General features: G+C 56.7%; 13 protein-coding genes. 3 read left to right on the top strand and 10 right to left on the bottom strand.

The window, feature by feature from the left end:
* Positions 1–4 precede the first annotated feature (4 nt).
* The gene (locus FHW68_RS25880) at positions 5–1,162 is read left to right on the top strand and encodes a glutathionylspermidine synthase family protein (RefSeq protein ID WP_183683736.1); all 1,158 of its coding nucleotides are present in this window, start codon (positions 5–7) and stop codon (positions 1,160–1,162) included.
* A 107-nt stretch (positions 1,163–1,269) separates the two neighbouring features.
* A complete protein-coding gene (locus FHW68_RS25875; protein WP_183683734.1) occupies positions 1,270–3,474 on the top strand; it encodes an OsmC domain/YcaO domain-containing protein in 2,205 nt (734 codons plus the stop codon).
* Between the two features lie 63 nt (positions 3,475–3,537).
* On the opposite strand, the gene FHW68_RS25870 is transcribed toward FHW68_RS25875, so the two are convergent.
* Together FHW68_RS25870 and FHW68_RS25865 are read right to left on the bottom strand one after the other, a co-directional pair.
* Positions 3,538–4,059, bottom strand: coding sequence for a single-stranded DNA-binding protein (locus FHW68_RS25870; protein ID WP_063342384.1), 522 nt, complete (start codon positions 4,057–4,059; stop codon positions 3,538–3,540).
* A 9-nt stretch (positions 4,060–4,068) separates the two neighbouring features.
* Positions 4,069–5,466, bottom strand: a complete 1,398-nt coding sequence (locus tag FHW68_RS25865) for an MFS transporter (RefSeq protein ID WP_183683732.1) — start codon at positions 5,464–5,466, stop codon at positions 4,069–4,071.
* 191 nt (positions 5,467–5,657) lie between these two features.
* Here FHW68_RS25865 and uvrA point away from each other — a divergent pair, with 191 nt between their 5' ends.
* Complete coding sequence (gene uvrA / locus FHW68_RS25860; protein WP_183683730.1) at positions 5,658–8,492, top strand: excinuclease ABC subunit UvrA; 2,835 nt, start codon at positions 5,658–5,660, stop codon at positions 8,490–8,492.
* Between the two features lie 64 nt (positions 8,493–8,556).
* Here the strand turns inward: uvrA and bfr are convergent, their stop codons facing one another.
* The 8 genes from bfr to rpmJ form a co-directional block, all read right to left on the bottom strand.
* The gene (gene bfr / locus FHW68_RS25855; RefSeq protein ID WP_007896795.1) at positions 8,557–9,021 is read right to left on the bottom strand and encodes a bacterioferritin; all 465 of its coding nucleotides are present in this window, start codon (positions 9,019–9,021) and stop codon (positions 8,557–8,559) included.
* A 156-nt stretch (positions 9,022–9,177) separates the two neighbouring features.
* Positions 9,178–10,626 (bottom strand): catalase, encoded by a 1,449-nt coding sequence (locus FHW68_RS25850; protein WP_183683728.1) that lies wholly within the window; start codon positions 10,624–10,626, stop codon positions 9,178–9,180.
* A gap of 240 nt (positions 10,627–10,866) precedes the next feature.
* Positions 10,867–11,253 carry a 50S ribosomal protein L17 gene (gene rplQ, locus FHW68_RS25845; RefSeq protein ID WP_095630588.1) on the bottom strand — a complete coding sequence of 129 codons (387 nt, stop codon included), beginning with the start codon at positions 11,251–11,253 and terminating at the stop codon, positions 10,867–10,869.
* Between the two features lie 42 nt (positions 11,254–11,295).
* Positions 11,296–12,297 carry a DNA-directed RNA polymerase subunit alpha gene (locus FHW68_RS25840; RefSeq protein ID WP_003186012.1) on the bottom strand — a complete coding sequence of 334 codons (1,002 nt, stop codon included), beginning with the start codon at positions 12,295–12,297 and terminating at the stop codon, positions 11,296–11,298.
* A 22-nt stretch (positions 12,298–12,319) separates the two neighbouring features.
* A complete protein-coding gene (gene rpsD, locus FHW68_RS25835) occupies positions 12,320–12,940 on the bottom strand; it encodes a 30S ribosomal protein S4 (protein WP_003176404.1) in 621 nt (206 codons plus the stop codon).
* A gap of 18 nt (positions 12,941–12,958) precedes the next feature.
* Positions 12,959–13,348 carry a 30S ribosomal protein S11 gene (rpsK, locus tag FHW68_RS25830; protein WP_002555466.1) on the bottom strand — a complete coding sequence of 130 codons (390 nt, stop codon included), beginning with the start codon at positions 13,346–13,348 and terminating at the stop codon, positions 12,959–12,961.
* A 30-nt stretch (positions 13,349–13,378) separates the two neighbouring features.
* Positions 13,379–13,735 (bottom strand): 30S ribosomal protein S13, encoded by a 357-nt coding sequence (gene rpsM / locus FHW68_RS25825; protein WP_003186020.1) that lies wholly within the window; start codon positions 13,733–13,735, stop codon positions 13,379–13,381.
* A gap of 130 nt (positions 13,736–13,865) precedes the next feature.
* Positions 13,866–13,982, bottom strand: coding sequence for a 50S ribosomal protein L36 (rpmJ, locus tag FHW68_RS25820; protein ID WP_002555468.1), 117 nt, complete (start codon positions 13,980–13,982; stop codon positions 13,866–13,868).
* Between the last annotated feature and the right edge of the window lie 23 nt (positions 13,983–14,005).

Raw genomic sequence — 14,005 nt, 5'->3', positions numbered from 1 at the left:
CACCATGAAGAAGATCCTCTGCGCCGAGCGTCACGACTGGAAACAGACCGCCGAATCTCTTGGTTTTCTGTTCCATACCATCGACGACGAACCTTATTGGGACGAGAGCGCGTATTACCAGTTCACGCTCAAACAGATCGAAAACGATCTCGAAGACCCGACCACCGAGATTCATGAGATGTGCATGGACCTGGTGGCCCGCGTGGTGCAGAGCGAGGAGCTGCTGGAGCGCCTGAGCATTCCGGCGTCATTCTTCGACATGGTTCGCACGTCATGGCTCGAAGGCCACCCGCACCTGTATGGACGCATGGATTTCTCCTACAACGGCAACGGGCCCGCCAAGTTGCTGGAACTCAACTACGACACGCCGACCAGTCTGTACGAGGCGGCGGCGTTTCAATGGGGCTGGCTGGAGCAATGCATCGAACGCGGCTTGCTGCCCAAGCATGCCGACCAGTTCAACAGCATCGACACCAAGCTGCATCAGGCCTTCGCTCAACTGCAGCTCAAACAGCCCTTCTATTTCGCCTCGATGAAAGACTCGGTCGAAGACAAAGGCACCACCGACTACTTGCGCCTGATCGCGGAAAAGGTCGGTATCGAATCACGGCACATCGATATCGAAGACATCGGCCTCACCCCTCAAGGACGTTTCGTCGATTTGGAAGATCGCTGGATTCCTCACCTGTTCAAGCTGCATGCCTGGGAGTTCATCTTCCACGAGCCCTTTGGTGCAGCGATTGCCCAGAGCGATACCCAGTTTTTCGAGCCGGCCTGGAAATCGATTATTTCCAACAAGGGCATCTTGCCGCTGCTATGGGAGTTCAACAAAGGTCACCCGAACCTGCTCGCGGCACACGTGGATACCGACCCGGGCAAAGCGGTGCCCAAAGGTTGGGTGCGCAAACCGTTCTTCTCCCGGGAAGGCGCCAACATCGAGCTGCAAACCGCTGAGGGTCTGATCGTGAAAGAGGACGGTCCCTACACCGACGCGCCATTTATTCTTCAGGAATTCGCCCCGCTGCCGAAGTTTGACGACAGCTTCACGCTGATTGGCTCCTGGGTCATCGGCGATCAGGCGGCCGGTATTGGCGTGCGCGAAGACAACAGTTTGATCACCAAGGATTCGAGCCGGTTCTTGCCGCACTTGATACTCGACTGACCCGTCCATCGCCGATGGGTGGACATAATCAAGATGCCCGCAAGACTTACGGCTGAAATACCGGATAATGGCGGCCATTCGTTTAGCCGTTATTCTGGTAATCCCCCATGGAAATCAAGGTCAACTTTCTCGACAACCTTCGACTTGAAGCCAAGTTCGATGACTTCACGTTGGTGGCCGATCAACCTATCCGCTACAAGGGCGATGGCTCGGCACCGGGTCCGTTCGATTACTTCCTGGCTTCGTCGGCGTTGTGTGCGGCTTATTTCGTGAAGTTGTACTGCGACACGCGCAGTATTCCCACGGATAACATCCGCCTGTCGCAGAACAACATTGTTGATCCGGAAAACCGCTACAACCAGATTTTCAAGATCCAGGTCGAATTGCCGGCGGACATTTCCGACAAGGATCGCCAGGGCATCCTGCGTTCCATCGACCGTTGCACCGTGAAAAAAGTGGTGCAAGCCGGGCCTGAGTTTGTGATCGAGGAAGTCGAAAACCTCGACGCCGATGCCCAGGCGTTGCTGATGCCTGCGTCCCGTTCAGAGACGAGCACATATATCGCCGGCAAGGACCTGCCACTGGAGCAAACCATCGCCAATATGTCGGCCCTTCTGGCGGACCTGGGCATGAAGATTGAAATCGCCTCGTGGCGCAATATCGTGCCCAATGTGTGGTCGCTGCATATCCGCGATGCGCATTCGCCGCTGTGCTTTACCAACGGCAAGGGTGCGACCAAGGAAGGCGCGTTGGCCTCGGCGCTGGGCGAATTCATCGAGCGCCTCAACTGCAACTTCTTCTACAACGATCAGTTCTGGGGCGAAGACATCGCCAACGCAGCGTTTGTGCACTACCCGGACGAACGCTGGTTCAAGCCTGGTCGTAAAGATGAGCTACCCACCGAGATTCTCGACGAGTACTGCCTGAAGATTTACAACCGCGACGGCGAGTTGCGTGGCTCCCATCTGATCGATACCAACTCGGGCAATGAAGAACGCGGCATCTGCTCGCTGCCGTACGTGCGCCAGTCGGACGGCGAGGTGGTGTATTTCCCGTCCAACCTGATTGAAAACCTGTTCCTGAGCAACGGCATGAGTGCCGGTAACACCTTGGCCGAAGCCCAGGTGCAGTGCCTGTCGGAGATCTTCGAGCGCGCGGTCAAACGCGAAATCATCGAAGGTGAATTTGCCTTGCCGGATGTGCCGGCCGAGGTGCTGGCGAAGTACCCCGGGATACTGGCCGGGATTCAGGCGCTGGAAGCGCAAGGGTTCCCGGTGCTGGTGAAGGATGCGTCCCTGGGTGGTGAATTCCCGGTGATGTGCGTCACGTTGATGAACCCGCGTACCGGCGGTGTGTTCGCCTCGTTCGGCGCGCATCCGAGCCTGGAAGTGGCGCTGGAACGCAGCCTGACCGAATTGCTGCAGGGCCGCAGCTTCGAAGGCCTCAACGACTTGCCTCAGCCGACGTTTGAAGGGCATGCGGTGACCGAGCCGAATAACTTCGTCGAGCACTTTATCGACTCCAGCGGCGTGGTGTCGTGGCGCTTCTTCAGTGCCAAATCGGATTACGAATTCGTGGAGTGGGACTTCTCCGGCCAGGGTGAAAACTCGAACGCCGAGGAAGCCGCGACCTTGTTCGGCATTCTCGAAGGCATGGGCAAGGAAGTGTACATGGCGGTCTACGAGCATATCGGCGCGAAGGCGTGCCGCATCCTGGTGCCGAACTACTCGGAAATCTATCCCGCAGACGATCTGATCTGGGATAACACCAACAAAGCGCTGTTCTTCCGCACCGACATCCTGAACCTGCATCGCCTGGACGATGAAGAACTGCAAGCGCTGGTTGAGCGCCTGGTGGAAAGCGAGCTGGACGACTACACCGACATCACCACCTTGATCGGCATCGAATTTGACGACAATACCGCGTGGGGTCAGCTGACGATCCTGGAGCTGAAGCTGCTGATTTATCTCGCCTTGCAGCGATTCGAAGAGGCGAAAGAAGCGGTGGAAATGTTCCTGCAGTACAACGACAACACGGTCGAGCGTGGCTTGTTCTACCAAGCCGTCAATGTGGTGCTGGAGATGAAGCTGGACGAGGACCTGGAACTGGAAGACTACGAGGCCAATTTCCGCCGGATGTTTGGCAACGAGCGTACAGATGCAGCGATCGGATCGGTAGACGGCAGCGTGCGCTTCCATGGCTTGACGCCGACCAGCATGAAACTGGAGGGGCTCGACAGGCACCTGCGGTTGATCGACAGCTACAAGAAACTGCACTCGGCACGGGCCAATGTGACCCCTTTATTCAGTTAAACAACGCCCACAAAAAAGCGAAGCCAGATCACTGGCTTCGCTTTTTTTATTGTTTACTGTTTTTTAGAACGGGATATCGTCATCAAAGCTGTCGAAATCCGGAGCCGGCTGCGGTGCGGCCTGCTGCTGTGGAGCCGGGCGCGACTGTTGCGGTGCCGACTGCGGACGCGGAGCCTGTTGGCGTGGAGCCGGGGCGGACTGCTGGTAGTTATTGCCCCCGCCTTGTTGGTCGCCCTGCTGTGGACGGCCGCCCAGCAATTGCATGGTGCCTTGCATGTCGACCACGATTTCAGTGGTGTAACGCTTGATACCGTCTTTTTCCCACTCGCGGGTCTGCAGCTTGCCTTCGATATACACCTGCGAACCTTTGCGCAGGTATTCGCCGGCAATTTCGGCAACCTTGCCGAACATCGAAACACGGTGCCATTCGGTCTTCTCGACCTTTTGACCGGTTTGCTTGTCGGTCCACTGTTCGCTGGTCGCCAGACTCAGGTTGGTCACGGCGTTACCGTTAGGCAAGTAGCGAACTTCGGGATCCTGGCCGCAAGTGCCGACCAATATGACTTTGTTAACCCCACGGGCCATAACGTTCTCCTAGGCTACGCACGCTGCCCCGGCCGGGTTGTTCACCAGGCGCTCAAGGGTGGTGCGATCCAATAGTTCTGTATCCAGTTTGATGTAAATCGCCGCTTCGTCTTCGACGATCACTGCATCTGTTACCCCTACGACGGCCTTCAGGCGCTCGACCAGACCCGCTTCGCGGATCGCCTCGGGCGACAACGGCAAGCGCAGGCTCGTGACGTAAGGTGGTTCGCGCATGGTAACAGCAAAGGCCAGCCAGAGGGCAGCCAGGCCGGCGCATCCGAGGAAGACAACCGACAAACCGCCGTGCTGGAACATCCAGCCGCCGAGGATTCCGCCCAGTGCCGAACCGAGGAACTGACTGGTGGAATAAACCCCCATTGCCGTGCCTTTGCCGCCTGCCGGTGAAACCTTGCTGATCAGCGAGGGCAAGGAGGCTTCCAGCAGATTGAACGCGGTGAAGAAGACCACCGTACCCATCACCAGCGCCCGCAAGCTATCGCCAAACTGCCAGAAGAATAGCTCAGTGAGCATCAGCGTCACGATGGCGCCGAGCAAAACTCGTTTCATTTTGCGTCGCTTCTCGCCGTAGATAATGAACGGGATCATGGCGAAAAAGGAAATCAGCAGCGCGGTCAGGTACACCCACCAATGCTGCTCTTTGGGCAGCCCGGCTTTTTCGACCAGGGCCAGGGGCAATGCCACGAAGCTCGACATCAACATCGCGTGCAACACAAAAATACCCAGGTCCAGGCGCAGCAGGTCCGGATGTTTGAGGGTCGGTATCAGCGCCTGGCGCGCGACGCCTGATTCACGATGCTGCAACGGCCCGGTTGCGTGCGGCACCATGAACATCACGATGACAATACCGACCAGCGCCATCCCGCCGGTGGCGAAGAACAACCCGGACAGGCCAAAGGCACGGGTCAACAATGGCCCTGCAACCATGGCGACAGCGAACGACAGACCAATCGTCATGCCGATCATGGCCATGGCTTTGGTCCGATGCTGTTCCCGGGTCAGGTCTGACAGCAACGCCATCACCGCCGCAGAAATCGCCCCGGCACCTTGCAGGATGCGTCCGGCGATGACACCCCAGATCGAATCGGCATTGGCCGCCAGCACACTCCCCAAGGCAAAGATGATCAGCCCCAGGTAAATCACCGGACGGCGACCAATGCGGTCGGAAATGAAACCAAATGGAATCTGGAATAACGCCTGGGTCAGACCGTAAGCGCCAATCGCCAGCCCGATCAGGGCCGGGGTCGCTCCCGCCAGGTCCATCCCATAGGTCGCCAGAACCGGCAACACCATGAACATGCCAAGCATACGGAAGGCGAACACCAGGGCCAGACCGCTTGCTGCGCGGGTCTCACTGCCACTCATGCGTTCGCTGTGGGGATCGTGCATGGAAAAACCTCATGTGAACCGGCGGCGATTCTACCAGTCCCATCGATTGACGGGGTATATCGCGTCGCTATGACGCGTGCAGATGACACAGTCTTCATCCAAGGCCGCGCGCCCCGCATTCGATAGTGTGCATCCATCCAGTATTTGGCCGTATACTCCTACGTTTTCGACGCCCGCCGAGCGAGGCCACTTTGGACAAGATCCTGATTCGTGGGGCCCGAACCCACAACCTGAAGAACATCGACCTGACCCTGCCACGGGACAAACTGATCGTTATCACCGGCCTGTCCGGCTCTGGCAAGTCGTCCCTGGCCTTCGACACGCTGTACGCCGAAGGCCAGCGCCGTTATGTCGAATCGCTGTCGGCTTACGCCCGGCAATTCCTGTCGATGATGGAAAAACCTGACGTCGACACCATTGAAGGTCTGTCGCCAGCGATCTCCATCGAACAGAAGTCGACCTCGCACAACCCGCGCTCGACGGTTGGCACCATTACCGAAATCTACGACTACCTGCGCCTGCTCTACGCTCGCGTTGGTATTCCGCGCTGCCCGGATCACGACATTGCGCTGGAAGCCCAGACCGTCAGCCAGATGGTCGACCTGGTGCTGGCACAACCGGAGGGCAGCAAACTGATGCTGCTGGCCCCGGTGATCCGCGAGCGCAAAGGCGAACATCTTTCGGTCTTCGAAGAACTGCGCGCCCAGGGTTTTGTGCGGGCCCGGGTCAACGGCAGGCTTTGTGAACTGGACGAGTTGCCGAAGCTGGATAAGCAGAAAAAACACTCGATCGATGTTGTGGTTGACCGCTTCAAGGTCCGGGCCGATCTGCAACAGCGCCTGGCCGAATCGTTCGAGACCGCGCTGAAACTGGCGGACGGTATTGCGCTGGTGGCGCCAATGGACGACGAGCCCGGCGAAGAAATCATCTTCTCCGCGCGCTTCGCCTGCCCGATCTGCGGCCACGCCATCAGCGAGCTGGAACCCAAGCTGTTTTCCTTCAACAACCCGGCCGGCGCCTGCCCGACTTGCGATGGCCTGGGGGTTAAACAGTTCTTCGACACCAAACGACTGGTGAATGGTGAACTGACCCTGGCCGAAGGTGCGATTCGCGGCTGGGACCGGCGCAACGTCTATTACTTCCAGATGCTCGGCTCGCTGGCCTCGCACTATAAGTTCAGCCTTGAAGTGCCGTTCAACGACCTGCCGGCCGATCAGCAGAAGTTCATCCTGCATGGCAGTGGCTCGCAGAACGTCGACTTCAAATACCTGAACGACCGTGGTGACATCGTCAAACGTTCGCACCCGTTCGAAGGCATCGTGCCGAACCTGGAACGCCGCTACCGCGAAACCGAATCGGCTTCGGTCCGTGAAGAACTGGCCAAATTCCTTAGCACCCAGCCCTGCCCGGATTGCCGCGGCACCCGTCTGCGTCGCGAGGCGCGGCACGTATGGGTTGGCGAGAAGACTTTACCGGCGGTAACCAATCTGCCAATTGGCGACGCCTGTGAATATTTCGGCATACTGAAACTGACCGGTCGCCGTGGCGAGATCGCCGACAAGATTCTCAAGGAAATCCGCGAGCGTTTGCAGTTCCTGGTCAACGTTGGCCTGGACTATCTGTCACTGGATCGCAGTGCCGACACACTATCCGGCGGTGAGGCCCAGCGTATCCGCCTTGCCAGCCAGATCGGCGCCGGCCTGGTGGGGGTTCTGTACATCCTCGATGAGCCGTCGATTGGTCTGCATCAACGGGACAACGATCGGTTGTTGGGCACCCTCAAACACCTGAGGGACATCGGCAACACCGTGATCGTGGTCGAGCACGACGAAGACGCGATTCGTCTGGCCGACTATGTGGTGGATATCGGCCCGGGCGCGGGTGTACACGGTGGGCATATCGTCGCCGAAGGTACGCCGGCCGAGGTCATGGCTCACCCTGATTCACTGACCGGTAAGTACTTGTCGGGGCGGGTGAAGATCGCAGTGCCAGCCAAACGCACGCCACGTAACAAGAAGTTGTCGCTGGCCCTCAAGGGCGCTCGCGGCAACAATTTACGCAATGTCGATCTGGAGATTCCGATCGGCCTGTTGACCTGCGTGACGGGTGTTTCCGGTTCAGGCAAGTCAACGCTGATCAACAACACACTGTTTCCTTTGAGCGCTACCGCACTCAATGGGGCAACGACGCTGGAAGCGGCTGCTCACGACAGCATTAAAGGCCTGGAACATCTGGACAAGGTTGTGGACATCGACCAGAGCCCGATCGGTCGCACACCGCGCTCCAACCCCGCGACCTATACCGGGCTGTTCACGCCGATTCGCGAGTTGTTCGCCGGCGTGCCGGAATCCCGCTCCCGCGGTTACGGACCGGGGCGTTTCTCTTTCAACGTGAAGGGTGGTCGTTGCGAAGCCTGTCAGGGCGATGGCCTGATCAAGGTGGAAATGCACTTCCTGCCGGACATCTATGTCCCATGCGACGTCTGCAAAAGCAAGCGCTACAACCGCGAGACGCTGGAGATCAAGTACAAAGGCAAGAGCATCCACGAAACCCTCGAGATGACGATCGAGGAAGCACGAGTGTTCTTCGACGCCGTTCCAGCTTTGGCGCGCAAGCTTCAGACGCTGATGGACGTAGGCCTTTCGTACATCAAGCTGGGGCAATCGGCGACGACATTGTCCGGCGGTGAAGCCCAGCGGGTAAAACTGTCTCGTGAGTTGTCCAAGCGTGATACCGGCAAGACGCTGTACATCCTCGATGAGCCGACCACCGGCCTGCACTTTGCGGATATCCAGCAACTGCTCGACGTACTGCACCGGCTGCGCGATCACGGTAATACCGTGGTAGTGATCGAACACAACCTGGACGTGATCAAGACTGCCGACTGGTTGGTGGACCTGGGGCCGGAAGGGGGTTCCAAGGGCGGGCAGATCATTGCCGTCGGTACGCCAGAGGAAGTGTCCGAAATGAAGCAGTCTCACACCGGTTTCTATCTAAAACCGCTGTTGGAGCGTGATCGGGCCTGAATCCGGAGCTAACAAAAAAGCCCCTGTCATTGCTCAGTGACAGGGGCTTTTTGTATCGGTGCAATCAGGCGTGTGATTGCAGGTAGTTCTCCAGACCGATCAACTTGATCAGGCCCATTTGCTTTTCAAGCCAGTAGGTGTGGTCTTCTTCGGTGTCATGCAGCTGAACCCGCAGCATCTCACGGCTGACGTAGTCCTTATGCTGCTCGCAGAGCTCAATGCCCTTGCAGAGCGCGGCGCGTACTTTGTATTCCAGGCGCAGGTCAGCGGCGAGCATGTCCGGCACAGTGGTGCCAACATCAAGGTCGTCCGGTCGCATGCGAGGCGTGCCTTCGAGCATCAGAATTCGACGCATCAGGGCATCAGCATGCCCGGCTTCTTCTTCCATCTCGTGGTTGATACGTTCGTAGAGCTTGGTGAAACCCCAGTCCTCATACATCCGCGAATGGACGAAATATTGATCACGGGCTGCCAGTTCGCCTGTCAGCAACGTGTTGAGGTAATCGATTACGTCTGGGTGACCTTGCATCGCCCTACATCTCCCTGCTTGAAAGTCTGTAGTTTGAACCAACCTGATCGGAAGGTCACTCGCCCGACGCTATAAAAGCGAAGATATTCTTAGAAAAGCAGCTTAAATAACGCAAAAAACCGCCCAAATGAGGGCGGTTCTGCTTATCGTTTAGACTTAGTTAAGCTGTACGTTAAGTGCCTTTGCGATTGCTTCTCCATACGCTGGGTCAGCCTTGAAGAAATGCTGCAGTTGACGATCGACCACATCGCTGGAAACGCCTGCCATTGCACCAGCAATATTGTCGGTCAGCAGTTGTTTCTGCTCTTCGCTCATCAAACGGAACAATGCACCGGCGTGACTGTAGTAGTCAGTGTCTTCGCGATGATCGTAACGACCAGCCGCGCCACTCAAGGCCAAAGCAGGTTCCGCGTAGCGCGGCGCCTGTTTCGGTGATTCTACGTAACTGTTCGGCTCGTAATTCGGTGTTGCGCCCCCATTGGCGCCAAACGCCATGGAGCCGTCACGCTGGTAAGTGTTGACCGGGCTGCGAGGCGCATTCACCGGCAGTTGCTGGTGATTGGTGCCAACACGGTAGCGGTGAGCATCAGCGTAGGCAAACACGCGACCTTGCAACATGCGGTCAGGCGACAGACCGACACCCGGAACCATATTGCTCGGACCGAACGCCGCCTGCTCGACTTCCGCGAAGTAGTTCAGCGGATTGCGGTTCAGCTCAAGCTCACCCACCTCGATCAATGGAAACTCTTTCTGCGACCAGGTCTTGGTCACGTCGAACGGGTTCTCATAGTGAGCCTCGGCTTGGGCCTCGGTCATGATCTGGATATTGACACTCCATTTCGGGAAATTGCCGCGCTCAATGGCGTCGAACAGGTCACGTTGCGCGTAATCCGGATCGGTACCCGCCAGGCGTGCGGCTTCTGCCGGAGCGAGGTTCTTGATCCCCTGCCTGGTTTTGTAGTGCCACTTCACCCAGTGACGCTCGCCGCTGGCGTTGATCAGGCTGTAGGTGTGGCTGCCGAAGCCATGCATGTGGCGATAGCCGTCAGGGATACCGCGGTCCGAGAACAAAATGGTGATCTGGTGCAACGCCTCAGGCGAGTGCGACCAGAAATCCCACATCATCTGCGCGCTTTTCAGATTGCTTTGCGGCAGGCGTTTCTGGGTATGGATGAAGTCAGGGAATTTCAGCGGATCACGAATGAAGAACACCGGTGTGTTGTTCCCCACGATGTCCCAGTTGCCTTCTTCTGTGTAGAACTTCAGGGCAAAACCGCGTGGATCACGCTCGGTGTCGGCCGAACCGCGCTCGCCACCTACAGTGGAGAATCGCAAGAAAGTCGGAGTTTGTTTGCCGACGGACTCAAACAGCTTGGCACTGGTGTACTGAGTGATATCGCGAGTCACGGTGAACGTACCGTAAGCACCCGAACCTTTGGCGTGTACACGACGCTCAGGAATATTTTCACGATTGAAGTGTGCAAGCTTCTCGATCAGGTGGAAATCGTCGAGCAGCAAAGGGCCACGTGGGCCGGCGGAGCGGGAATTCTGGTTGTCGGCGACAGGAGCGCCACTGGCGGTCGTAAGCGTTTTGTTTTGGCTCATGCGATCTCGTCCTCTGTCAATTTTTTGAGCTGCCGGTTAATCGGCTTGGGAGGGAGTATTGATCATCGATATGGCACCTACAAATTCATTAATTTGCAGACATCAATAGAAAAATACTACCAACTATCCTTCTCATATATTGAAGGCATGAACTGCCAGGAAGCTTGTACAAATAGCGCGTTTTCTTGCACGCACAAAAAACCGGGCACTAGGCCCGGTTTTTTGTTTCAGACTGACGTCTTACTCAGCGGATACAGCTTCACCGCCGACAGGACGATCAACCAACTCGACGTACGCCATAGGCGCGTTGTCGCCAGCGCGGAAGCCGCACTTGAGGATGCGCAGGTAGCCACCCTCACGGGTAGCGTAACGCTTGCCCAGGTCGTTGAAGAGCTTACCAACGATAGCTTTCGAACGAGTACGGTCGAAAGCCAGACGGCGGTTAGCCAGACTGTCTGTCTTGGCCAAAGTGATCAGCGGCTCAGCAACGCGACGCAGTTCTTTGGCTTTTGGCAGTGTAGTTTTGATCAGCTCGTGCTCGAACAGCGACACCGCCATGTTTTGAAACATGGCCTTGCGGTGCGAGCTGGTGCGGCTCAGGTGACGACCACTTTTACGATGACGCATGGTTCATTCCTTACCAAACACAACGTTCGGTGATTACGACGATCAGGCAGTCGCCTTGTCGTCCTTCTTAAGACTTGCAGGCGGCCAGTTGTCGAGGCGCATGCCGAGGGACAGACCGCGGGAGGCCAGAACGTCCTTGATTTCAGTCAAGGATTTCTTGCCAAGGTTCGGAGTCTTCAACAGCTCTACTTCGGTGCGCTGAATCAGGTCGCCGATGTAGTAGATGTTTTCCGCCTTAAGGCAGTTAGCCGAACGTACAGTCAGTTCCAGATCGTCAACCGGGCGAAGCAGGATCGGATCGATCTCGTCTTCCTGCTCGACAACCACTGGCTCACTGTCACCTTTGAGATCGACGAACGCAGCCAACTGCTGTTGCAGGATGGTTGCAGCACGGCGAATAGCTTCTTCAGGATCCAGGGTACCGTTGGTTTCCAGATCAATAACCAGCTTGTCCAGGTTAGTACGCTGTTCGACACGGGCGTTTTCCACCACGTAAGCGATACGGCGAACCGGGCTGAACGAAGAGTCAAGCTGCAAGCGACCGATGCTGCGGCTTTCGTCTTCATCGCTCTGACGCGAGTCTGCCGGTTCATAACCACGACCACGAGCTACGGTGAGCTTCATGTTCAGGGCGCCATTAGACGCCAGGTTAGCGATTACGTGATCGGGGTTAACGATCTCGACATCATGATCCAGCTGAATATCGGCAGCGGTAACCACCCCCGAACCCTTCTTCGACAAGGTCAGCGTAACTTCGTCTCGACCGTGCAGCTTGATAGCCAGACCTTTAAGGTTCAACAGGATTTCAATTACGTCTTCCTGTACACCTTCGATGGCGCTGTACTCATGGAGCACACCGTCAATCTCGGCCTCGACTACTGCACAGCCGGGCATTGAGGACAACAGGATGCGGCGCAGCGCGTTGCCCAGGGTGTGGCCGAAACCACGCTCGAGAGGCTCGAGAGTGATCTTGGCGCGGGTTGGACTGACAACCTGCACATCAATATGGCGGGGTGTCAGGAACTCATTTACCGAAATCTGCATGGATGCACCTATTTTCTAGCCCTTACTTGGAGTAGAGCTCGACAATCAGGCTTTCGTTGATGTCGGCGGACAGATCACTGCGAGCAGGAACGTTCTTGAAAACGCCCGACTTCTTCTCAGTGTCTACTTCTACCCATTCTACGCGGCCACGTTGGGCACACAGATCGAGAGCTTGGACAATGCGAAGTTGGTTCTTTGCTTTCTCGCGAACTGCGACCACGTCACCAGCACGAACCTGGTAAGACGGAACGTTTACGGTCTGACCGTTAACGCTGATCGACTTGTGCGATACCAGCTGACGGGATTCGGCACGAGTAGAGCCAAAACCCATACGGTATACAACGTTGTCCAGACGGCATTCGAGCAGTTGCAACAGGTTTTCGCCGGTTGCGCCTTTCTTGCCAGCTGCTTCTTTGTAGTAGCCGCTGAATTGACGCTCGAGAACGCCGTAGATACGACGGACCTTCTGCTTTTCACGCAGTTGGGTGCCGTAATCGGACTGGCGACCGCGGCGTTGGCCGTGGATACCAGGTGCTGCTTCAATGTTGCACTTCGATTCGATCGCGCGCACGCCGCTCTTCAGAAAGAGATCGGTGCCTTCGCGACGAGCGAGTTTGCATTTTGGACCAATGTAACGAGCCATTCTTTACAATCTCCTGGATTACACGCGGCGCTTCTTCGGCGGACGGCACCCGTTGTGCGGGATTGGCGTCACGTCGGTGATGCTGGCGATCTTGTAGCCACAGCCGTTCAAAGCGCGGACTGCGGATTCACGACCTGGGCCTGGACCTTTGACGTTAACGTCGAGGTTTTTCAGGCCGTATTCCAGCGCAGCTTGACCAGCACGTTCAGCAGCTACCTGAGCAGCGAACGGGGTGGACTTGCGGGAACCGCGGAAACCCGAACCACCGGAGGTAGCCCAGGAAAGAGCGTTGCCTTGACGGTCGGTGATGGTCACGATTGTGTTGTTAAAAGAAGCATGGATGTGGGCGATGCCATCAACCACTGTCTTTTTAACTTTTTTACGAGGACGAGCAGCAGGTTTAGCCATGATTAATTTCCTGTCGATTCGCTGGGGCGATTACTTGCGGATCGGCTTACGCGGACCTTTACGGGTACGCGCGTTAGTCTTGGTACGCTGACCGCGCACTGGAAGACCACGACGATGACGCAGACCGCGATAGCAACCGAGGTCCATCAAACGCTTGATTTTCATGTTGATTTCGCGACGCAGGTCACCTTCAGTGGTGAACTTCGCCACTTCGCCACGCAGCTGTTCAATCTGCTCGTCGCTCAGATCTTTGATCTTTGCGGCTGGGTTTACCCCAGTCACTGCACAAATTTTCTGTGCAGTAGTGCGACCAACACCATAGATGTAGGTCAGCGAGATAACAGTATGCTTGTTATCTGGAATGTTAACGCCTGCAATACGGGCCATTCAGTGGGACTCCAATTGACAGCTACCTACGCCCCGGAAGCCAAGAAATAGGGCGCGAGATAATATCGCTGTAATAACAAATAATCAACCCGGCAGCGCACTAGCTGCCGGGCTTGAAGCACAATCACACTCAGCCTTGGCGCTGTTTGTGACGCGGTTCCGCGCTGCAAATTACTCGAACAACACCTTCGCGGCGAATAATCTTGCAGTTACGGCACAGCTTTTTCACCGATGCACGAACTTTCATCACCAACTCCTCGAACCTTATGG

Origin of the sequence: Pseudomonas sp. Tn43 (assembly GCF_014192635.1) — a bacterium.
GTDB lineage: Bacteria > Pseudomonadota > Gammaproteobacteria > Pseudomonadales > Pseudomonadaceae > Aquipseudomonas.
This window is presented reverse-complemented; position numbering and strand designations above follow the sequence as displayed.

Excerpts from the sequence above, each read along its gene's own strand:
- FHW68_RS25880 (WP_183683736.1), top strand. The coding sequence starts at position 5 with ATGAAGAAGATCCTCTGCGCCGAGCGTCACGACTGGAAACAGACCGCC.
- FHW68_RS25875 (WP_183683734.1), top strand. The coding sequence starts at position 1,270 with ATGGAAATCAAGGTCAACTTTCTCGACAACCTTCGACTTGAAGCCAAG.
- FHW68_RS25870 (WP_063342384.1), bottom strand. The coding sequence starts at position 4,059 with ATGGCCCGTGGGGTTAACAAAGTCATATTGGTCGGCACTTGCGGCCAG.
- FHW68_RS25865 (WP_183683732.1), bottom strand. The coding sequence starts at position 5,466 with ATGCACGATCCCCACAGCGAACGCATGAGTGGCAGTGAGACCCGCGCA.
- bfr (WP_007896795.1), bottom strand. The coding sequence starts at position 9,021 with ATGCAAGGTCACCCAGACGTAATCGATTACCTCAACACGTTGCTGACA.
- FHW68_RS25850 (WP_183683728.1), bottom strand. The coding sequence starts at position 10,626 with ATGAGCCAAAACAAAACGCTTACGACCGCCAGTGGCGCTCCTGTCGCC.
- rplQ (WP_095630588.1), bottom strand. The coding sequence starts at position 11,253 with ATGCGTCATCGTAAAAGTGGTCGTCACCTGAGCCGCACCAGCTCGCAC.
- FHW68_RS25840 (WP_003186012.1), bottom strand. The coding sequence starts at position 12,297 with ATGCAGATTTCGGTAAATGAGTTCCTGACACCCCGCCATATTGATGTG.
- rpsD (WP_003176404.1), bottom strand. The coding sequence starts at position 12,940 with ATGGCTCGTTACATTGGTCCAAAATGCAAACTCGCTCGTCGCGAAGGC.
- rpsK (WP_002555466.1), bottom strand. The coding sequence starts at position 13,348 with ATGGCTAAACCTGCTGCTCGTCCTCGTAAAAAAGTTAAAAAGACAGTG.
- rpsM (WP_003186020.1), bottom strand. The coding sequence starts at position 13,735 with ATGGCCCGTATTGCAGGCGTTAACATTCCAGATAACAAGCATACTGTT.
- rpmJ (WP_002555468.1), bottom strand. The coding sequence starts at position 13,982 with ATGAAAGTTCGTGCATCGGTGAAAAAGCTGTGCCGTAACTGCAAGATT.